At 46.1% G+C, this 21186-nt stretch carries 23 protein-coding genes; 2 read left to right on the top strand and 21 right to left on the bottom strand.

Translation table 11 applies throughout. From position 1 onward, the window contains the following. Positions 1-40: 40 nt before the first annotated feature. The 15 genes from MKY98_RS05090 to MKY98_RS05020 all read right to left on the bottom strand — a co-directional run bounded on the left by MKY98_RS05090 (position 41) and on the right by MKY98_RS05020 (position 14307). A complete protein-coding gene (locus MKY98_RS05090) occupies positions 41-721 on the bottom strand; it encodes a hypothetical protein (RefSeq protein ID WP_039272509.1) in 681 nt (226 codons plus the stop codon). 58 nt (positions 722-779) lie between these two features. Then, positions 780-1811: an ATP-grasp domain-containing protein gene (locus MKY98_RS05085; protein WP_069012937.1), complete on the bottom strand. Its 1032-nt coding sequence runs from the start codon at positions 1809-1811 to the stop codon at positions 780-782. Between the two features lie 17 nt (positions 1812-1828). Next, a complete protein-coding gene (locus tag MKY98_RS05080; RefSeq protein WP_029517561.1) occupies positions 1829-2665 on the bottom strand; it encodes an HAD family hydrolase in 837 nt (278 codons plus the stop codon). Next, positions 2662-3813: a cysteine protease StiP family protein gene (locus MKY98_RS05075; protein WP_029517562.1), complete on the bottom strand. Its 1152-nt coding sequence runs from the start codon at positions 3811-3813 to the stop codon at positions 2662-2664. Before MKY98_RS05075 ends, MKY98_RS05080 begins: the two co-directional genes overlap by 4 nt. Beyond that, on the bottom strand, positions 3810-5156 hold the full coding sequence (locus MKY98_RS05070; protein ID WP_069012943.1) for a phosphoribosyltransferase family protein: 1347 nt from the start codon (positions 5154-5156) through the stop codon (positions 3810-3812). Before MKY98_RS05070 ends, MKY98_RS05075 begins: the two co-directional genes overlap by 4 nt. A gap of 52 nt (positions 5157-5208) precedes the next feature. Continuing rightward, on the bottom strand, positions 5209-6396 hold the full coding sequence (locus tag MKY98_RS05065) for an HpcH/HpaI aldolase/citrate lyase family protein (RefSeq protein ID WP_069012936.1): 1188 nt from the start codon (positions 6394-6396) through the stop codon (positions 5209-5211). Positions 6397-6563: 167 nt separating this feature from the next. After that, positions 6564-7298: a TerC family protein gene (locus MKY98_RS05060; protein WP_029517565.1), complete on the bottom strand. Its 735-nt coding sequence runs from the start codon at positions 7296-7298 to the stop codon at positions 6564-6566. A gap of 26 nt (positions 7299-7324) precedes the next feature. Continuing rightward, complete coding sequence (locus tag MKY98_RS05055) at positions 7325-8611, bottom strand: TerD family protein (RefSeq protein ID WP_208332449.1); 1287 nt, start codon at positions 8609-8611, stop codon at positions 7325-7327. Between the two features lie 224 nt (positions 8612-8835). Beyond that, positions 8836-9417 carry a TerD family protein gene (locus tag MKY98_RS05050; protein ID WP_069012934.1) on the bottom strand — a complete coding sequence of 194 codons (582 nt, stop codon included), beginning with the start codon at positions 9415-9417 and terminating at the stop codon, positions 8836-8838. A 31-nt stretch (positions 9418-9448) separates the two neighbouring features. After that, positions 9449-10024 (bottom strand): TerD family protein, encoded by a 576-nt coding sequence (locus MKY98_RS05045; protein WP_013308970.1) that lies wholly within the window; start codon positions 10022-10024, stop codon positions 9449-9451. Between the two features lie 47 nt (positions 10025-10071). Further along, complete coding sequence (locus MKY98_RS05040; protein WP_069012933.1) at positions 10072-10665, bottom strand: TerD family protein; 594 nt, start codon at positions 10663-10665, stop codon at positions 10072-10074. Between the two features lie 28 nt (positions 10666-10693). Then, entirely contained in the window at positions 10694-11140 is a 447-nt protein-coding gene (locus tag MKY98_RS05035) for a tellurite resistance TerB family protein (RefSeq protein ID WP_013369616.1), read from the bottom strand. Between the two features lie 273 nt (positions 11141-11413). Next, complete coding sequence (locus tag MKY98_RS05030; protein ID WP_069012932.1) at positions 11414-12361, bottom strand: ATP-grasp domain-containing protein; 948 nt, start codon at positions 12359-12361, stop codon at positions 11414-11416. Positions 12362-12419: 58 nt separating this feature from the next. Then, complete coding sequence (locus tag MKY98_RS05025; protein WP_069012931.1) at positions 12420-12968, bottom strand: YcxB family protein; 549 nt, start codon at positions 12966-12968, stop codon at positions 12420-12422. Positions 12969-13275: 307 nt separating this feature from the next. Continuing rightward, the gene (locus tag MKY98_RS05020; protein ID WP_069012930.1) at positions 13276-14307 is read right to left on the bottom strand and encodes a WXG100 family type VII secretion target; all 1032 of its coding nucleotides are present in this window, start codon (positions 14305-14307) and stop codon (positions 13276-13278) included. A 199-nt stretch (positions 14308-14506) separates the two neighbouring features. Between MKY98_RS05020 and MKY98_RS05015 the strand changes: the two genes are divergently transcribed. Together MKY98_RS05015 and MKY98_RS05010 are read left to right on the top strand one after the other, a co-directional pair. Next, positions 14507-15289, top strand: a complete 783-nt coding sequence (locus MKY98_RS05015) for a Cof-type HAD-IIB family hydrolase (RefSeq protein WP_029517570.1) — start codon at positions 14507-14509, stop codon at positions 15287-15289. 89 nt (positions 15290-15378) lie between these two features. Next, a complete protein-coding gene (locus tag MKY98_RS05010) occupies positions 15379-16167 on the top strand; it encodes a formate/nitrite transporter family protein (RefSeq protein WP_029517571.1) in 789 nt (262 codons plus the stop codon). A gap of 86 nt (positions 16168-16253) precedes the next feature. On the opposite strand, the gene MKY98_RS05005 is transcribed toward MKY98_RS05010, so the two are convergent. From MKY98_RS05005 to MKY98_RS04980, 6 genes are all read right to left on the bottom strand, one after another. Continuing rightward, complete coding sequence (locus MKY98_RS05005; RefSeq protein ID WP_023987189.1) at positions 16254-16499, bottom strand: HPr family phosphocarrier protein; 246 nt, start codon at positions 16497-16499, stop codon at positions 16254-16256. A gap of 90 nt (positions 16500-16589) precedes the next feature. Then, positions 16590-17459, bottom strand: a complete 870-nt coding sequence (locus MKY98_RS05000; protein ID WP_069012929.1) for a DL-endopeptidase inhibitor IseA family protein — start codon at positions 17457-17459, stop codon at positions 16590-16592. A 111-nt stretch (positions 17460-17570) separates the two neighbouring features. Beyond that, the gene (locus MKY98_RS04995) at positions 17571-17804 is read right to left on the bottom strand and encodes a hypothetical protein (RefSeq protein WP_069012928.1); all 234 of its coding nucleotides are present in this window, start codon (positions 17802-17804) and stop codon (positions 17571-17573) included. A 174-nt stretch (positions 17805-17978) separates the two neighbouring features. Beyond that, on the bottom strand, positions 17979-19844 hold the full coding sequence (locus MKY98_RS04990) for a rhamnogalacturonan lyase (RefSeq protein ID WP_370682685.1): 1866 nt from the start codon (positions 19842-19844) through the stop codon (positions 17979-17981). Positions 19845-20001: 157 nt separating this feature from the next. Further along, on the bottom strand, positions 20002-20559 hold the full coding sequence (locus tag MKY98_RS04985) for a DUF1273 domain-containing protein (protein WP_069012927.1): 558 nt from the start codon (positions 20557-20559) through the stop codon (positions 20002-20004). Positions 20560-20771: 212 nt separating this feature from the next. Continuing rightward, a complete protein-coding gene (locus MKY98_RS04980; RefSeq protein WP_029517576.1) occupies positions 20772-21113 on the bottom strand; it encodes an iron-sulfur cluster biosynthesis family protein in 342 nt (113 codons plus the stop codon). Positions 21114-21186: the final 73 nt, after the last annotated feature.

Genomic DNA, 21186 nt, shown 5'->3' with positions numbered 1-21186 from the left:
AGCAGCTAATTTGCTACTTTTTTATTTTCTTACAAATCGCCTACAATTCGGAACTGCTATAACGCTGGTGAATAAGCTCCGCTTTGCTCTGTAATTCCATCAGATCCTTATGCTCCACCGTGGATACAATTACTGATATTTTACTATCCACATCCCGTAATCCGTTTAACAACGTCCTCCGGTTGGTACGCTTCGCATCGCCGCTGAGCCGAAGAAACGGATTAATTAGCCCATTCAAATCCTTCAAAATCAATCTCCGAACCGTATGATTCACTTCGCTGTTGTTCAGTTCATGCAAAAGCGGAATGACCCGCTGCAAACGTGCAAATAGAGCCAGCGCCTTCTCGACAATCTCGTTATCAAGCGCATCCTTCTGCCCCTCGGAGATCACCATATCCTCCAGTACCTCCAAATACTCCATCACCTGAGCAAATTCACTGCTCACCTGATCTGGTTGACGTACTTGTCCTGTCATAGACTGCGGTCGAACGGCAGCTTCCTTTTCATGCTGCTGTGTCTCACCGACCTGCTCCTGCACCACCGGAATCACGGAACCGGTCAGATTGGGGCGAGGATGGCGAACAGCCATGATGGCGCTGTATCCTCCCAAACCAAGGATCGGAATCGCCAAACACACAAACAGTGGCAACCAAAAACTTAGTAAAAGCGCAATCAGGTAGCTAACCACAGCAATCGTGGCACCCCACATTTTTGACGTCATAGCTTGTACCTCCTGACGTAAACCCTTACCATATTGTAGAAAACAATATTTGTGTGTGTCAATGTACGGATTTACGTATGGTGATTGGCTGCTCGATATGACTGGCTAAAATGTCGTATTGCGGATGAAGTGAACCGATCTCATGACCCAAAGCCGATTTCACCGCTAGATAAGGAAAGTTGATACCTGACAAACATGATACATGAAGTCCTCCGGACATCCGCGGATTGATCTCTAGCAGCTTGGCATGCTCGCCGTTATATTTTACCTGAATGTTATAATTGTACGGAATATGATACGCCTCAGCGACCTTCTGTGCCACCTCCAACAGCTCGGGATGCTGCTCCAGCAGCCGTAATCGTCCTCCTGCCTTCCTACGCGGAACTGCTGCTAGCAGCTTTCCGTTCCGGTCAGCCAGGCAGTCAATACTGTATTCGTATCCCTCCAGCAACTCCATCACCATCAGATTGGGAAATGATTCTGTGGATGACAATACGCGGTGTGCTTCCTCGAATGAAATATGATTCAGCGCATGGCCGAACAGTTCCTCCAGCGGATTACGTTCATTGTCGATGATACGAAAGCCCATTCCGCCTTCCGCATTACATGGCTTGAAGCATACCTTATGCCCAAGTGCTATTAACGACTCATAAGCCTGTTTAAACTGCTCAGCATTGCTGGCAATGGCATAATCGGGAATCGTGACAATGTCCTTTTGACGGATGGATTCATAAAACAGATCCTTTTCCATCAGTTGCTCCAGCAGTTCGGTATCTTGGCATACCATCACTTTTGTCCCAATATCATCGAACAAATAAAGATGCTTGCTAATATCGAGCATATTCCACCGTGGGATAAAGACATCAATTCCGTGCCGCCTGCAAAAATCAGCGCAAAACCGTGCGTACTCCACACCACTGGTGCGAGGCTCTACTTCAGCTACATCACTGGCCTGTAACGCCATATGCTGCGGATCAGAGTGCGTCGCATAGATCTCGAACGGAATACCGTCCTCATTGTTACGAATAGCATTCATATAATGATACGCCACTGAAAACCAGCGGTTAAAATACACTTTAACCTTCTTCACAGAGCCACGTCCCCTATCTATTCTGAAAATGAAGTTTGAGCTGCGAACACACTCCGGTGTATTTCATGAACATACGCCATGATTTCGTTCGCTGCATAAACCCCCGACACTTCTGTAAAACGATAATTGACCTCCAGCTTATCCCGCAGTTGTTCCCGATACAATTCACCATGACGCGGAGCAATCGCATAATCGGCATAGTCCAGCAGACAACGGTCTAGCAAAGAGTCACCGGACGCAACCACGGTCCCTCCATTCGTGAGGTTACGGATATGCTCCACGGCTGCCTGTTTATTCACGGCTGCAGGTACCAAATACACCTTACGACCTTGAATGGATACCTCCCAGCCCATTTCACGCATGATTCGCGCCTTCTCCAGCACCTGTTCCAGCGGCATACGATCCCGTTCAATCATGAAAGCATAGAATAACTCGTCGCAAAAGCGTTCGTTTACCACCCAATCTTCATGCAGCACCTGCCCGAACACCTGACGTGCTTCTTCCGCGTGAGCACCATCACGGCGCACTTGTTCATGAATACGTCGATTCCACTCTCGATCCACCTCGCCTCCAACGATGATGTTTCCACCATTACTCGTCACGGCATATGCGGGAACCAACTCCGTCTGAAACACGGTGATTCGTCGATACTGTTCCATCGTCCGAGTCGTCACGGGCATAAACATCACATCTTCAGGCAGTGTCTTTAGCCATTGCAGGGCTTGTTCAGAAATAAAAGCCGATGTCGCCCCGTTTATCTGTTCCGCAGGCAACAGACCAGGGGACTCCAGCGGTACGCCAAGCGAACGTTTGGAGTAAATCAGTGTCTGATCCAGATCACTTGCGTAGATCATTCTTGTCCCCCCTTGAGCGGCTTGATAATTCCGCAGCAGGAATAAGTCAATCCTTCAAATACCTCTACGGGCACTCCACGATCCTTTGCCAGCAGCATAATATGCTGGAGATTCGGATTATCTTCGCGATCAATCAGAATTTTCCACGGCACTCTGCGCAGCAGTACACGAGTCGTCTCCCCCACTCCGGGCTTGACCAGATTGATATCCCGAATGCCAAATGCCTGCTGAATCGCCTCAATATCCCGTAAGCCCTGCCATGTCACCGCAGGCGGATTCAATGTCATTAGTTCAGCATATGCAACGGCCGCTTCAGCCACGTCTTGAAAATACCCGGATACCGTATCCACAAACGTATTGGACTGATCCACTGACCGCCAGGATTCATAAAATTTGGCCCCATGGAAATCGTCAGGGCCTATGAGATCGTCGCGTAATACCGTCCGACTCATTAAACCTGATACAGTCGAATTCAGACAAGCACTTGGAATCAAATAATCTTCTCGTGTACCAAAGGTTTCTGAACATCTGCCCGGATCGGCCAGCACCGCCAGATCATCATTTAGGCGCAACCCGTAATCCGCATTCATCTCACGGCAGGCCTCAATCAATACCTGGCGAATTGCCCCTTTCCCCGTCCAGCCATCGACAAACTGAAGTTCAATCCCCAGCCCATGCTGCTGTAAAATGTATAATATCGCATTCCGGTCAATGCCTTTGCCACGAATAATAGAAATGCTGTAATGCGGCAAGGATACGCTATACTTCCAGTCAATATAACGCTTGATCAGGATACCAATGGGCGTCCCTGCTCTAGCCAGAGAAACAATCGCCGTATTTAAGCCTCTTTTTCTCACAATCATCTCAGCCACAGAAGCTGCCGCTAATGCAACCTTTTGGGCAGATTGGGCAAGCGTTTCGTGAAACAATGCAATATACTCTGCGGTGGGCTCGTATTCCACTGGCAGCATTTCTGAATAATGGACGCCCGACTGAATCGCCTCTTCACGATCCTCCGTCCCTTTTTCCAACGTAACCCTACTCAAATCCTTCAATAAAAATGTGACATCCGAGGCAGGATAACTGCCTAGAGGTTTGGGCGGATGAATGTTCTTCTGTTGTATTTGCTCCATGAGTGCTTGCTTCATATCCGCGCTCCTTTACTCTCCTGTCTAGTTAAACCGTTAAAATAAACGACATGCACTTTATCGCAGCCCAGACGGTTCAAAGCCTCCAGCATGGGGTTCATCCGCTCTAGGTCCGACTCCCTTTCCATCAAAACGAATATTTCGTCATACTGACCAGGGTCTACATTATAAATAAAATTGCGTATCGTACTGTCCTCAGGCGATGGATATGTCACACCACAAGCGACTCCATACCCTTCTTCTCGGTGGGGATATACCGGGCTGCGTGTCGTCGATTGAAAATACACATCCGGGCCTAACTCTGCTGCAATCCGCATTGGAATGTACATGAATTCTCCCGTGCCCATAACCAGCGTGCGTTGCCCAGAACGAAGTTGCTTCAGTCGTTCGGCTGTACGCGTGATTTCTGCATCCAACGCTGAATTGTCAATGGATTGTAGACCAAAACGGCCTGTATATTTTAGATAAGGAGCTGTATTGGTGTACCCGTCCGTTGACATGGAGCTGTGTACTACCCGCTCAAAACCGGAAGCCTCCTGTTCAAAACGGTGGTCAATTATTCCAGAAGCATCTTTATTAACCTCTGCCATGCTAGTGGCTGCATGTTCTGGGTTCCCAGCCTGTCCAGCATATTCTGCGTGATCCAGTATTGGTACTCCCTGTACCTCAATCTTTCCTTTGAGCAAGCTTAAAGGCGTAATCGTAATGCCTAGCTCTACCTCCAGATCAGCGAAAGCCTGCTCGTCGCTGTCTGTCCGCCAATCCAATAACGAAGCAATCACATACTGTTTACGCGGAAAATGCTCCTGAATATCCCGTATGATATTAAGCGTTGTTTTCCCCGTCGTAATTTCATCATCTACCAGCACAATCGGGCCATCACCCGCAAAAGCACCTTCATCCAGTGCATAGCAACGATGATCAACAGCGTGCGAATGCTCTTCTTCAAACCGAATAATAGGCCGAAGGCCCGGGATATCCTCGCGCGTCGTATGAATATACGAGGCCCCGTCGTCAAACAACCGATACATACTGTGTCCCAGTGCTGTAGCCGTCTCGGCAAAACCAACAAACTTGATCGGCTCCGTAAAAGCAAAAGCTAAACGCTCATCCATCAGCTTTCGGTAGGCCTCTTTCGCATAGTCCGGGTTAAGTAGTCCTCTCACGGCCTCTCCAATCAGTTCATCCATCTGTTGTCCCGCTTGTGGGACAAGCTCCTTATATAGCAGGATCGCCAGCGCCGCACCACTGAGCAGAGAGGTGTATGGGTTTACCGGAATATGCTTGCCCAGCACCTTGCTGACAAATAAAAACGAACGCTTTTTATTGACCCGTGCCGCCATCGCAAACAGCTTGTCCACAGGAAGACGGAATGGATTATGAGTCTCCGTAATTTTAACGCTGAACTGCTCCAGGATTGGCAGCAGATGTGTTTTCGTGGTTGGGTAAGAGACTGACAAAATGTTGTTGTTCATGTAACACCCCGTATACTTTTGATCTATTGATAATTCGATGAGCCCAATTCAAATGCGGCTTAATTTCATTCATTTTGTTGGCATAGGTACTTTTGAATACCCCCAGACTACCATCGTTACGCTCAACAATTTCAAGTGCATCCATATACTCTTCATGTGTCACCGCATACATGGCCTGTACCGGCTTAATATGGGAGGGATGAATAATCGTTTTGCCGATAATCCCATTCTCTTTGTCCATCATGACTTCTCGGATCAGTCCGTCTACGGCATCTGAGATGAAGTCCATCCGCAAGTGTCGGCCCGGCTTCCCAAGTGCATCTTCGAAAGGAGATACTCTTAATTGAGGTTTAAAGACACGTTCTCGGTGAGAGAAATATTCCCATACAGGACCGGAAATGACGTAATTTGAGCCCACGCGTCCAAACAAGTTAATAATATCTGCGATGCAATCCCGAATGACGGCAATTTCATAAATCGTAATATCCGGGCTGCGTCTCAAGCCATATAGACTGGAAAAATCGGTTGCTCCAATGCGTACATTCAACACATATTCCTGGTACTCGTCTAAGATTTCTTTAATCGACAACAGCTCTTTCCAGCGGGATTCCCGATAAATGATTTTGGAGCTTTCAAGAATCGGTAGCCCGTACAGCACAGGCATGTTGTTTTCGTTTCCTGCCCCTGTATGCATACTCCGGTTATATTCTGCAATGAGTGCAAAATACGCTCGTCCATTATCAGAAGAGAACTTGGGTAAGACAAAGCCCGTGAGCAGCGACAAAGATTCACCCAAACCGTTCAGTAGTCGTTCCAACTGCTCCACAGAGCGCACACGCACAAATAACAAAGGTAATTGCTGTTCACTCATCATCCCCGTCCGTACATAAGACAATAGTTGAAACAGCTGCCGCGCCAGCGATTGTTCCGCCTGCCCGACCTGCTGATCCCCTATCGCATCCTCCAAATCCAAAATGACCGTTGTTAACCCTTCATGTTTTCCATTTTTGATCTCTTCCGCTACTTCCGAGCGGGTCGCTGGCATGTACAAAGCCGCTCCTATCGCATAAGCCAATATACTTTTGGGAGAACGGTTATGAAACTCCAACGGTGGAGTATAAAAGATCGCTTCTACTTCCTCAGAGGTTAAATCATTAAAATATTTCAGGGCTCTTCCCCTCCTCTTGCTCTTTCTTGCCTGACTGAAGCCCTGTGCTCCGGGTATAAAAGAAATCCCCCCTTAGTTTCAGGAGGGATTTCGCTATACTTTGTACATTAAGCCTCTTTGTCGGCCTTTTTCTTTCTTTTCGCCGAGCTGATAACCATTGTGCCTACAAAGACAGCAATCAAAATGCCGAAGAATAAAATCTGCGACATATGAAAGCCAAAAGCAGCAGCCAGCATTTTACCCCCGATAATGGCGATCATAATAAAGGCTGTCTGTTCCAGTTCCGGAAATTTATCAATGAGCTTGAGGAACACTTGAGCAACACCACGCATCATCAGAACGCCGAGAATACCACCCAGGAACAGAACCCATACTTTCTCGCTCACACCGAAAGCCGCAATGACGCTATCAATACTGAAGGCAATATCCATCAGTTCGACCATTAATACCGTTTTCCAAAAAGAAGTAGGTTTGTTTTTCACTTCTCCATCACCTTCGGACTTGAATAAGCCCTTATAAGCGATATAGAGCAGATAAGCTGCACCCAGTACCTTAATCAGGGTGAACTTAATCAGGAATGTACCCAAGCCGATAGCCAGGAACCTGAATATATACGCACCCAAAATCCCGTAAAATAAGGCTCTCTTCTGTTGTTCCTTAGGTAAGTGTTTAACCATAACTGCGAGAACCAAGGCGTTATCCGCCGATAAAAGTCCTTCCAGCAAAATGAGAGTTCCTATAATCCCCCAACTCACTGGATCAGTAAGCGTACCTACAACATCACTCCATGAAAAGAAATGGCCGTAGTTTTCGCTGATATTTTTAAACAAATCATTCAACATGAAAAGAGTGCCTCCGATAATTCAATTTATTTGCTACCCTGCGACCAGCGCATGCCCCAGTTATAGGCCCGATCCAACTCACGATGACCGCCATAGAACTGCACGAGTCTTTCAATGCTAAACGTTTCATCGTTTACATTTTGGATCATGGCAATTGCACACATCCCTTTGCGATTGTCATGTTCATTCATGTGAACGATAATGTCCGGCCCATCCTTCTGGTACAGCGTGACTACCCCGTCCGCTTGTGACCAGTTCGTGACTCCTTCATAGATGAAGGTAAACACCAAAATTCGCTTAATTTCAGAAATTTTAGCACCGTTGATGCGAAGATTTTCCCCTGTTTTCACAGAGCCTGTTCGGTCGTCGCCATCCAGAGCAATGTACGGAAAGCGATTTAGAGAACCGAAAACTTCCCCGAGCGCCTGTACAACGCCTTTATCTCCATTCTTCATCTCATATAAGCAGCCCAGATCCAGATCGACACCCTTGGAGCCGCGATTAAAAAATCCCTTGCTTTGCTGCACCTGATTCCAGTTCAGATTGATCAGGATTTCACCCAATCCGCCTGAGCCCTTTTTCAGATTAATGGTGTCGCCCTTCTTCTTCAGCTCAATTTTCCGCAGATTCAGATTCACCGGTGTTGCAGATGGCTCTGGCTTCGGAGCAGGTGGTACTGGTGGCGGCGTTGGTGCTGGTCGAGGCGCTGGTGCTGGTCGAGGCGCTGGAGACGGAGGTGTAGGCACTGGCGTGGGAGGAGCCGGATTATTTTCCACTTCAATCCCAAAATTAACGCACAACGCATCCAATCCACCGGAAAAACCTGCGCCAATCGCGTTGAATTTCCATTCCCCGTTATGACGATACAGTTCACCAATGACAATCGCCGTTTCCACTGTAAATCCACTGTCCAAATTAAACCGCAAAACCTCTCCGCTAACCGGATGAGCAAAACGAATGAACCCACCTTGAACCTGTCCAAAATTTTGCCGTTTCTGATCCGCATCATAAATCGTCAGCGTAAACGCAATCTTCTCGATGTTTGCAGGAATTCGCGTCAGATCAAGGGCAAATTGCTTTTTGTCACCGGACTGTTGTCCGTCTGAATAGGTGATAAAGGGCGTGGTCGGATTGTTATAAAAAATTAAATCCTCATCACCCGATACTTTTCCTCCAGGACCTAGCAAAAATGCCGAAGTATCCAGCTCCAGAGACGCTGGGGACTCCCAGCCAATCCCTACGTTGACATGGGTCAGGCCCGGATTTGTTTTCGTCAAATCCGCCTTCTGTCCCTTTACTACGATAACAGCCATGATTGTGTCACCTTTCTGTCGGTTTGTCATGTGTCAGCGTACGCTAATGTAGCATTTTGGATCATTCGATTCCCAACGCACATAAGAACAATATATAGACAAACTAAAGCGTTTCGATCTATATATTGCTGATTTGAAAATGCTCTTGGGATTTATGCAAAATGCTCAATGTAATAGCTTAAAAAGAAAGGGTAGCGCCCTATGGACACCACCCCAAGTGGATATTATTGAGCGTCCAAGCCATAGTTTTTAGCAAGCGCACCCAATCCACCAGCAAAGCCACTACCGATAGCCTGGAATTTCCAGTCTGCATTCTGACGGTAAAATTCACAGAATACGACGGCCGTTTCGGTGGAAAAATCTTCTCCCAAATCGTAGCGCAGCACTTCACGATCCGTTGCTGCATCTACCACACGCACAAAAGCATTGGACACTTGACCAAAGTTTTGCGCGCGTGCCTCGTAATCATAAATGGTAACCGTGATCCCGATACGGTGGATGTTCGCAGGAATCTTCGAGAAATCAACGATGATTTGCTCGTCATCCCCATCGCCCTCACCTGTACGGTTATCGCCTGTATGGGTAATCGATCCTGCTCCACCTGTCGGGTTGTTGTAAAATACAAAATCATCCGCAGCTTTGGCTTTGCCGTCTTCATAAAGTAGGAAAGCTGAAGCATCCAGGTCAAAGTCCGCGCCACCACTGTATTTATTCGTATCCCATCCAAGACCTACAACGACACGAGTCAAGCCAGGATTCGTTTTGGTCAGATCAATACGTTGTCCTTTGGAAAGGCTAATGGTCATTCCGCATACCTGCTTTCTTTGTATAGATTTTTTATGCCAAACCGTAATCGCGCGTCAATCCTGCAAGACCATCTTGATAGCCGCTACCAATGGCATTGAACTTCCATTCACCGCTATGACGATACAGTTCGCCTACAACAACGCCTGTTTCGATTGAGAAATCTTCTCCCAGATCAAAGCGGACCAATTCTTCATTGTTTGCTTCGTTTACGATACGAGCGTAAGCACGGGACACTTGTCCAAAGTTTTGGCTGCGTTCTTGTGCTTCATAGATTGTAATCGTAAAAGCGATCTTTTCAACGTTAGCTGGCACGCTACCCAGATCAATTTTAATTTGCTCGTCATCTCCGTCGCCATCACCTGTGCGGTTATCCCCTGTATGAACGACAGAGCCGTTCTCATTTTGTGGGTTATTAAAAAAGACAAAGTTCTTATCGGATTCTACTTTACCTTCCGCATTAGCCAAAAATACGGATACGTCCAGATCAAAATCTTTACCGCCATCGTATTTATTTGTGTCCCAACCGAGACCCACTGTGATTTTGGACAAACCTGGATTTGTTTTCGTCAAATCGATTTTTTGACCTTTGGATAAGTTAATTGCCATGAGTAAGAACCCCTTTTCACATTAAGTTTTGTATGAGCAACCTAAAATTACATATAACGCTGAGCCAGCACATCAATATGTACGGCATGGGTTCCTTCACCGATTGCAGCAAACTTCCATTCGTTGTTATGACGATAGAGTTCTCCACAGACCAGTGCGGTCAGCCCTTCATAATTATCAGATAAATTAAACGTCACCAGTTCCTTGGAATTAGCACCGTCCAGAATGCGGATATACGCTTTCTCGATCATGCCGAAGTCCTGTTTCCGGTTAACGCAATCATATATATTCACAACAACAAGCACTTTGTCGACATTGGCAGGAATACGTGCCAGGTCAATTTCAATTTGTTCATCATCGCCGTCACCTTGTCCGGTCAGGTTATCACCGGAATGCACGACAGAGCCACATGGACTTTTTTTATTGTGGAAACACACTACGTTATCTGACTGAGTCAGTTTTCCGTTGGCATCCAGCAAAATGGCAGAAGCGTCACAATCAATATTGGGTTGCTTCTTGAAGCCAAAAAATCCTTTGGACTGTACAGGGTCCCATCCCAATCCTGCTATAACCTTGGTCAGTCCTGTGTTTCCCTTGGTCAAATCAATTTTCTGGCCCTTGACCAGATTAATTACAGCCACTGATTAACACACCTCCCTTCCGTAAAATTTACAGACTAAATTCAGACGGATTCAAACCAAGCGCGCCGCAAATCTCAGCCACAATTCGCTGCTCATTGGCATCAAAGTCACCATCAGCTGCGCCAATAGCGCTACATACGCCAACGACGAGTCGGCCTACTTCTGGCTTACCTTTCAATTTACCAATCGCCTTCAGTGCTTCCTGTTTACCGATTTCAGGTGAAAACTCAAAGTTCGCTACATAGTGATTGAAACGGTTGATGACCTCACCCATATCAAACACTTTCAATTCTTCACTGATATTTATGTATCCGGCCATTTTTGTTTTCTCTTCCGGACTAATCGTACCGTCAGCAAATGCTACTAATGCACAGCCTGCAACAACAGCTTCCATAAAATCTTTATTCTTAAACTTCTTAACTTGGTCTCCAAGTCCTTTTTTAGTTGTATTCAACCAATTTTTAAATGTACTCATGTTTCCCTCCACAATTACGTATTTGGGTAAAGGTATCCTAGTTAATTTCTTCCTTTACTATAACCTGAATTACGATCTTTTTCTACAATAATATACAAAAATACGGTAAATCCGATCTATTTATTATTAGTATCCTCTCTATCTTTAGCCCTATTTTCTACATAAAAGGCCCTCTTCTATCATCCATCATTTGCTACCCCAATTGCAAGTCTGTGAAATGTCAAAATTGATAGAAAGGCACAGCCTTCCAATTCAACAGAAGCACTGTGCCTTTTACCATAATCCACGGTTCACCACCACTTTTTTTAAATTTGTATAGAACGCTTCAAGATCCGTGTTCTCAGGCAGTCCCGAAACTTGCCCATCTCCCAATTCTATAATAATCCATTGTCCTGCTTGTGTACGAGCAATATCCATTGTGAAAAATGGACTTTGGATTTGACGTGCAATCTGAATAAATTCATCCAGATCTGTAGGAACGGTCTCATATGCAGCCTCATCCCAGTAATTAACTGTAAAAACAGGCTCTCCGAACATGAAGAATAGACGATATTCTTTAGACAAGGGCATGCCACTTTTGGGGTGAAGGGTAAGAAATTCTAAAGGTACGAACTCCCTTAACACAACTCCTCCATTCAATTCTGTCCCCTGAAGTTCAACAAAACGACGAATCACCCGTTCCACATGCACCTGATCTGACGCATCCGGGATATAACAGGCGTCCAGCCAATCATGTTTCCGTGATTTAACGAAGTCCTTGACCATTATTGCTGTCGTTCCAAAAGGTATGACCGCCTCTAGAATATGCTCCGCATCCAATTGGTCCCGCTCCAGCCATACACTCCGAGGCGTAAAATTTTGAATTAACGAGTATGAATCGGGAAAATAGTGACAGTTCCTATAACTCTTAGCACTTGTCAGCATCCTGATTCGATCGGCCTCCAAGGCTGCAGTCCAAGCACCATATACTTTGGGCCTTAACATCCATCCACGGTATAGCGCGTTCACGTACTCGCTTCCCTGTTTAGCAACATACTCTCGCATATTCTTAGAAACAATATATGGGTTAGACTCTGATCCTTCCCGTTCATCCTCGATCAGATTATCAAAATTGACCAACCCTATATCAAAACCAAGACTCTGTGCAACCTCGCACTCTTCACGGTAATCCATATCTACAATTTTAGAATTTAGAGGATCACTACAAAATAGAAGATACATATGAGTTCCTCCTTTTAACAAATGTATTAGCCTTTAATTTTATTTACCATAAATATAATTATTTTCTATTTAATTTGCTCATTTTGTCTATAAATTTATAATCCCATCTCTCTGATCCGATCTGGGTTATCAACAGTTCTTTGAATTGTCGGCGCTCCAGCCTACTAGAAAAAATCCGCTTGGGGACCAATATAAATTTATGATTAGGCAGCAATATATAAAAGGCAGTCAGCGTATTAATGACCCCCTTTACTTCATCCCAGTTGTAACCCGCAGAGTACGTAAAATGAAGACCCTCCTTTGAAAACTCATAATCTTTTTCAATAGGCCATTGTGGGTGATTTAGGTAGTTAGCTTTCACTTCTTTAATAGTAAAGAAAGGAATAATTACAAAAACTAAGAATGGAAAGAAGAACATCGCTATCGTATTAGGATCTACTTCATTATCTACTATAAGCTTGTATGTAGCCATAATGACCAACAGAAACTGGATTGATGCCATCAACTTAAGCCCAGTAGACTTCTGATACTTCAAACAAAAATTAAATAACATGATATCTTTCAATGTTAGCCTGTACGTGTACAGTAATGTCTCTGATTGTTGCATATCGTAACTCCTCTCCCTACCCTCTCAAAACAACACGACTACTAATGGATGGTTTTTTCATTTACTATTTCTCCCTCTAAAACTAGTACTTTAATCTTTTTCGAATATTCAATTAAATTACCTTGGATATGTATTCTATCTATTTAATATATCGGAATTCAGAAAAAAATGGTAAACAAAAAAAATCCACAGACCTCTCCAGCTAGTGAGTTTACAGTTTCCACCTGCCGCTCACCTGTTCTAGAAAAAAAGACTGTAGATTTTATGGGTACTCCTAAACACGTTATTATCGTTCACTGCTCAAGATCTAGTTATAATCTTCCCAATAGCGATACTCCATTTCATTCTCACCTTTGGTGACGATGATCATGTTCTCAATATGTCCAGTTTCTTTATTCGTTCGGTAGATCATGGTACGGGTTTCGCCCTCATCGGGTACAGAGAAAAGTACTTTGTCACTGAGCATGCCGCCACCAATGCCGACGACGTGTTCCCCCCAGCCGGAGGCTGCGCCAGTACCGATGCCCGAACTTCCCCCACTAACACCAGCCCCGCGCGACAAAATAAGACCTATTCCATATCCGGTGACGGTCTGGGCCGTTTTACCTAGAGCATGCTCTCCGGCTGATTGGGTATGCTTTTGGACCCAGTAATCGTATTTATCCGTATTTTGCTCATAACTCACAACATTCCCTTTTTTATCTATAGATATATCCGTTTTGCTTCCGTCTTTACCTGTCAGTTCAGTGACGGCGACAAGGGAATCGGATGTGATCTTGGAGGTCTCTCCTGTATTGTAATCTGTACGGGTAACGGAGTCCTCATATTGCAGCTGCAGGACATTCATCTGGTCGTGAATTTTCTGCATAACCTGCTTGTCGCCGATGGCCTCGGCGTTTTTCAGTAGTTCCTCATATTGATGATATTTAACCGCGTCTGCCTGCTCCCATTCGTCTATGTTTTTGGGGTGCTTCGCAATTTCACCACCATGATCTCCAGCCTCTCCACTGCCTGCCAGCGCTGCGCTAGCGCTCATTGCCGCTGCTAGGGCTGTCCAGAAGCCACGTGTGCTTTCACCATCCGCATTTCTAAATTTCGAAGCGATGCTTTTCAGCTCAATTTCAATGGATTGAACCTTATTTAATATAGAAGATAGTGTATATTTAGCCGTTCGATAGTCATTATAAAAACAATTCCTCTCCATACCATCCCACTGGCTGTGAAGGTGGTTCATTGTGCTATCCAGGCCATTTAACTGGTTATACAGTGTGCCGTGGGCATTGGCAAATTGGGAGGCCACGCTGTCCAGCTGCTCCGGTGTGACTTGGATTTTTGTCATGGTGATCACATCCCATCTATGAAAATAGGAGATAGAAATTATATTTTACAGTAAGCCTTATTTCATATTGTAAGCTATAGAGGTCGGACATTCATGAGGATTTATACGTATTTGTGTATTCAGAAGCAGTTCCTTTGATATAATGAATCCATATGAGTTCATTTCGACAAATACATTATTGAAAGTCAGGTGTAAGGACATGTCAGACAAAAAAATTATCTTTTTCGATATCGACGGTACATTGCTGGACGATGACAAGAAAATGCCGTTAACGGCAGAAAAGGCCGTCTTTGCTTTGAAAGAGCTGGGACATGAGGTGGCCATTGCAACAGGCCGTGCACCTTTTATGTTCAAAGATATCCGCGAGCAGTTGGAAATTGACTCCTACGTCAGCTTTAATGGGCAATATGTCGTGCTCCGCGGGGAAGTGGTCGCTACCAATCCGTTGAACAGAGAAGCCTTGCAAACGATGACCGATCTGGCCCTCACACATAATCATGCCCTTGTATATATGGATCATATGGACATGAAGGCCAATATTCCTAACGATGAGCTTGTAGAGAAATCGGTCCAAACGCTTAAGGCCAAGATTTCAGTTGGATACGATCCGCTCTATTTCCAAGGAAGAGATATTTATCAGACGCTGTTGATGTGTACAGCAGAAGAAGAGCCTTTCTATGAAACGGTATTCAAGGCGTTTGACTTTGTGCGCTGGCATCCGAGTTCTGTGGACGTTGTTCCTCATGCTGGCTCCAAAGCGAAGGGTATTCGCGAAATTACGTCCAGACTGGGCATTGCCGCTGAAAATCAATACGCCTTTGGCGATGGCTTAAATGATGTGGAGATGCTGACAGCTATACATAACAGCGTCGCGATGGGCAACGGCTGTGATGAAGCCAAAGCCGCAGCTAAAATGGTCACAAAACGCGCAGATGAAGACGGTATTTTGTACGGACTGCAAAAGCTTGGTTTGTTAAGCTAACAGAATTGCTGATAGACTGGACATGTTTCGGGAAAAATAAAGTCTGTTTAAAGACTTACATATGAGAAAATAGGAGGTTGTCCTTAAATATGGAGACGGAAGGCTTACGCAATGTCGAACAGCTAGCCATGAAGAAGTACAAAATTTACAAGCAGAGCCTACTCCGGTATTTGGCACGTTCCATGCTGGCGAGTATGTTCATCGGGTTCGGCGTTATTGTAGCCTTCAAGACGGGCAACTTTTTTTACATGGAGCATTCTCCATTCACTTATCCCATGGCGGCGCTCACATTCGGAGCGGCTATCATTCTGATCGCTTACGGCGGCGGGGATTTGTTTACAGGTAACACCTTCTATTACACTTATGCTGCGCTCCGTAAAAAGCTACGCTGGGGACAGGTGCTTCGATTATGGGCTGCCAGCTATGGCGGTAATTTGCTGGGTGCGGGGGTATTTGCACTCCTTATTTACTTGACCGGTCTGTTTGACTCCTCCAGCGTGAACAGCTTTCTACTGAGCGTGGTTGAGCATAAAATGGAAGCGCCTGCAATGCAGCTATTCTTCCGAGCTATTTTGTGTAATTGGCTGGTCTGTCTTGCCTTTTTTGTTCCCATGTTTATGAAGGAAAATGGTGCAAAGATGTTTGCCATGATGCTGTTTGTGTTCTGCTTTTTCATTTCGGGATATGAGCATAGTGTGGCTAATATGTGTACTTTCGCCATTGCGCTCGTGCTGGACCATCCGGGTACAGTTTCTGTCGCTGGCGTGATCCATAATCTCGTTCCGGTTACGCTCGGAAATCTGGTTGGCGGCGTGCTGCTTATGGGGGTTATGTACTATTCGGTGAATCTCCCGTTTTTGGACGAGAAAGAACACTAAAAAAAGAAGCCGTGGGACTTAGGTTCCACGGCTTCTTTGCGTTATTTTAGTAATAGATCATCCAGTGTTTACAAGTTTCTTGCCTTTTATCCTTCTTGAGCAGGAAAATGGATAAACTCCTCCAACTCCTTGAACAGCTTCTTGGGATTAACATTGTCAGGTACAACCAGAGTTAGCGGCTCATCCAGCTTCAGCACGTACATGCCTAAAATGGATTTGGCATCTGCCATGCCGCTTTTGCCATGAATCCAGATGTCATACGTATAATTGGATACGATTTGATTGATTTTTTCAATATCCTTAACGTCTTTTACCTTGATGGGTGTCATCATTGCACAGCACTCCCCTGCATTGAATTGAGGCTTACGAAACAAGCCTTAACATCACTTTACCCCATATGAAGCCTGTTGCAAAATCTTAATTTAGAAAATGACATGCGGCGCAGAGCTGATTTTCCAGTAGCTGCCGACCTTTTCAAAATTCACGGTGATTTTCTCATTCGCTTGCTTGGTTTCTGCCGGATAAGGCACGGTCAGCAGGTAGCTGCGCTTCACCGGAGTCATGGTTACCATTTTCGCCGTAGCCCGGTTGAACTCTAACAAATTGCCACCATCTGCGTTCAACTGAGCTAATCTGCCATTAACTTCGACGAAAAATTTACCGACAAATTGCTCACTCGCCTGCTTTGTGTAGGCCTGCGTCAGATAGCTGATCAATTTGGTCTTCGTGCCGATGTCCTCGGACAGATAGCGGTAGCTTTTACCGTTCAACTGGAACGACTTACCCACCGGGCTGCCACCACTGATTGCATATTGATAACGAGACTGCGCCTCCAGCACAAGCGGAACCGCACTCTCGTGGTTCAGCTTGTCCAGTTGCGTCGGTTTCACGTTGGTAGCCGCTGCTGCTGGCGCCACAGTGGACGGCTGTTGCGGCTTAGACGGCTTCACAGTCGAAGGTACGATCGGAGCAGCCGCGGGTGCTACCGATGTAGATGGACGCTGTGCTGGTGCAGACGGAGCTACTGGTGTAGCGGCTTTGGCAGAACCTCCGGCTGCAGCCGGGGGCGAGCTTGCTGGAGCCGACGGCGCTTGCGCCGGGGCTGGAGTCGTAGCCGGTGCAGACGCTGCTGGTGCTGGCACCTGAGCCGGGGCGGATGCGGCCGGATTGGCAACGCTCGGCTGCGTCGCTTCCGCTGGAGCCGTCACAGCGGGCGCGGCAGCAGCGGCCTGTGCCACGCTCATAAGTGTGGCCGCAATGCACAGTGCGGATAGCTTCGTATTTAATTTCATACTTATATACACCTCCATAATCATATGTCTGCATAAACTGCAGACATTTCTATTATAAGAATTTCGCTTCTCGATTGGGTTGCTAAATTGTTTCTATTTGCCTTTTTTTGTTCATTCTACACGAAGTTTGTCCGTATTTGCCGGGGACGGTTGTTCTGACTGTTTCAACTGCTTTGCCTCCATCTCTTCCAAGGATAGCGACAGTTGCTTAACAGATCGGTCTAGCTCCTCCAATCTGCGATTCAAAGTGACGAGGATGTATTTTAATAGAATCAGACTTAATGCAGCAGGGAATCCGACATTAGTTACGAGCTCAATCATGCCTTCAGTCGTTAAAGAACCCACAGATTCCGCCTCCTTTTTCATACATGTATTCCATCAATAAGAACTAATGTTCCCATTTTTATGAAAATCATACGTTAGCTTTTGGGCTCTCATGACAAAAAGAGCTCCAATTCGCTTGGAGCCCTCTCTGTTTTTGTTCATTCTACCTGCTTTCAACCACTGCCGAACGACATATCAAGGAGTATACATATTCGGCTGCTGGAGCTTGGGCATCCCTTCTCCCAGATAAAACCCGGTGTGCGGCGGCTGATTATAAGCTACGTTCTGCCAGGCAACACTCAAGCGATACACTGGATCATGCATAAGCGTGTAAAATCGATGTTCTGACTCGTATGGTGTTGTGTAGATACGCAGCGCTGAATTATCACTTTTACGCCAAATGACTTCCTCACGCCAGTCACCGAACAGATCGGCCTGCAAGGACGGCGTTCCTTTGGTTCCGTTATTGGAACTCGTTCCTGTTGCCGTAAGCAAGTTGGAAGTAGTCGAGTTCGTATAGTTCCACTTGTCTATCTTTCCAGCGCTTGATGAGGTATGATCCAGCAGTTCACGCAGGAGATCCCCATCCCACCAGATGCCAAAATTAATGGAAGACGGTAGCGTGTTGGTGATGAGCTGTCCCTTGGCTGAACGCAATCCAATACCCGGTGCCCACTGCTCGTTCCCTTTGGTCCGCGGGTCAATGTCTGCTGACATGCCTCTTCCAGTATCCTTGCCTGTATTTACGCCCCATAAAATATTTCCATTACGCGGATCGTACATGGCAGCTCCGTAGGTAGCATTTTTGTCCTCGTTCACCTTGAACACTTCATAGCCCGAACGGTCGGGGTCCAGATCGCCAACATGAAGTGCATCTCCATGTCCCATCCCCGTGTTAGCCAGCTTCGCTCCATTATCGTCTACAACCAGCGAGCCATACACGATCTCATCCTTATCATCTCCATCCACATCTGCCACGCTCAAACTGTGGTTCCCCTGTCCAGCAGTTCCAGCATTGGTGGAGCTGTTGCTGTCAAAGGTCCAGCGTCGGCTCAGGTTACCATTCCGCCAATCATATGCGACCAGAACGGTGCGAGTGTAATACCCACGTGCCATCACTATGCTGGGTCTCACGCCATCCAGATAAGCAACCCCGGCGAGAAAACGATCTACACGGTTACCATAATTATCTCCCCAGCTCGATACCGTTCCGCGTGGTGGCACATAGTCAATGGTACTAAGAGCCTTGCCTGTATTTCCTGAGAACACGGTCAGAAACTCGGGTCCGTTCAAAATATATCCACTCGTGTTTCGATGATCAGCCGAAGCGTCCCCAATCTTTACACCTGTACCATCTACCGTGCCGTCTGCTGTTTTACATACGATCTCTGCTTTGCCGTCTCCGTCAAAATCATAGACGAGAAATTGCGTATAGTGGGCTCCAGCCCGTATGTTCCGTCCCAGGTCGATCCGCCATTTGCGCGTTCCATCCAGTTCGTAGCCATCCAAAAATACATTTCCCGTATAACCGGATTGCGAATTATCCTTGGCATTGGAAGGGTCCCATTTTAACACAATCTCATACTCGCCATCCCCATCGAGATCCCCTACGCTGGCATCATTGGCATGGTACGTGTAGCTCACATTATCCGGAGTTGTGCCTCCCGCGGGCTGCTGGATCGGAACATCCAGATAGTTGTTGTTCCATACCTTCACCGCAGGAGAAGCGGCCTGCTCTGCTCCATTGACCACGGCACGAACGGTATACGAAGATGAGGTCGAACCTGCCTTGTCCAAAAAGTTGGTTCTCGATGGTATCGGCGCATCATTCACCTTGCTTGTCCCTCTGTACAAATTAAAGCCGACCGAATCCGCTTCCGTGCCCAGCAAGCGCCAGCTCACCAGTACACCCTCAGGCACCTTAACAGCGACGGCTCCCCGGTTCAGCTTTTCCATTTGTCTCGTAGAGGCAGCAGAGACCTGGCTATCCATCGGGGTAACCACTCCACACAACATGACACCGAGACAGAGCAACGCAGTATACCGAAACCTTTTGTTCATCTGAATCATTAGCTCCTTTCATAGTTTGTATTTTCAATAAATTTATTTTATGTGACTGATAAGTTATTGTTGTTTAAATTCTATGACAGCGCTTACATCGATGTAAAGGGACGAATACGTCCTTTTTGTTCAAAAATCCGGGCTAATGCTTTAAAAATCAGAGGTCCATGAATAATCGTTCTTCATCCGCAATGCTCTGGATATCCTCCGAGCTGATGCTAATATACTGATAGCCCTCTGCCTGTTGTTTTTTCAATGCAAGTTCCTTCATAAAACGTGGGCTGCCCTCTCCGGCATCCTCATCGTAAACAAGCAATAAACCGTCTGTTTTGCGGAAAAGAAGTTCATCCCGTGCCCTAAGTTGCCATATCCCCTGATAAGGCTGGCGGCTGACTACTCCTACATAGTCAACTTCGGCACAAATCTGCTGAAAATATTCCTTTTTGTCCTCCTTCCATTTTTCGTCCATATTTTGATAAGCCATCATAATAGAGCATTTGAGGTGGGGATATTGCTGTTTTAGTGCAGTAACGACCTCACAGGCCCACAAGTCCACCCCATATTGGCCTGGGGTAATCACCCATTCCAGCCCTTCTTCAATCAGGGGAATAAGCCTGCCTGCAATCGCCTTTTTAATATATGGAATGCCTTCGTGCTTCTGACTGAAAATATTCAGCTCATGGGCACGATAGCCCGAAACGAGCAAGTTTTTCATCTTCTCAACGTCCTTCTCCGATTATCATAAAGGTTATTGTACCACTTCAGAGCAGGCCACTAAACACTTCATTTTTTGGAGGAACGAACGGAATATAACACAAAAAAAACGAACCTCTGCCATATAGGCTAAACAAGGTTCGTCTTTTGGAAACTTGGTGTAAATCAGAATTGCTTTTTTGGTGCTTAATGAATTCCTATTACCTCCGCACATCACTCCTCGGACGAGTTCGCGCGCCGATCTTGAATTCTAACATTGCTACTAAATATACCGGCATCACTACTTAGCTTGAACGACGGGTAACTAGGGTCTGCCTCAAGCCGCATTCTGCTATCGAACTGCTGTTCCTGCTGCTGATCTACCCAAAAAGAATAAGGCTCAGACTGTACTGCTTTATCAGTTGCATTGGGCGCGGTGACAACCAAAATGACGAGTACGCCATTGCATCCACAATCCTCGGTGTCATAAAACAGCTTGAACATTCCCGGTCGTCCTGAAAGGGCCATTTCTAGCCTTTCAACGGATAAGGAATCCAATTCCAAATGTATGCTCATGAGATGAATCCTCTCCTTTGTGAGTAAAGTGTGTGGAACCGTCAGCCCCAAAAAGACTAAATTTAAACTATAT

It is taken from the genome of Paenibacillus sp. FSL M8-0228, from assembly GCF_038007385.1.
Taxonomy (GTDB): Bacteria; Bacillota; Bacilli; order Paenibacillales; family Paenibacillaceae; genus Paenibacillus; species Paenibacillus polymyxa_D.
Note: the sequence above shows the minus strand (reverse complement) of the source record. Positions and strands in the feature narration are given on the sequence as shown.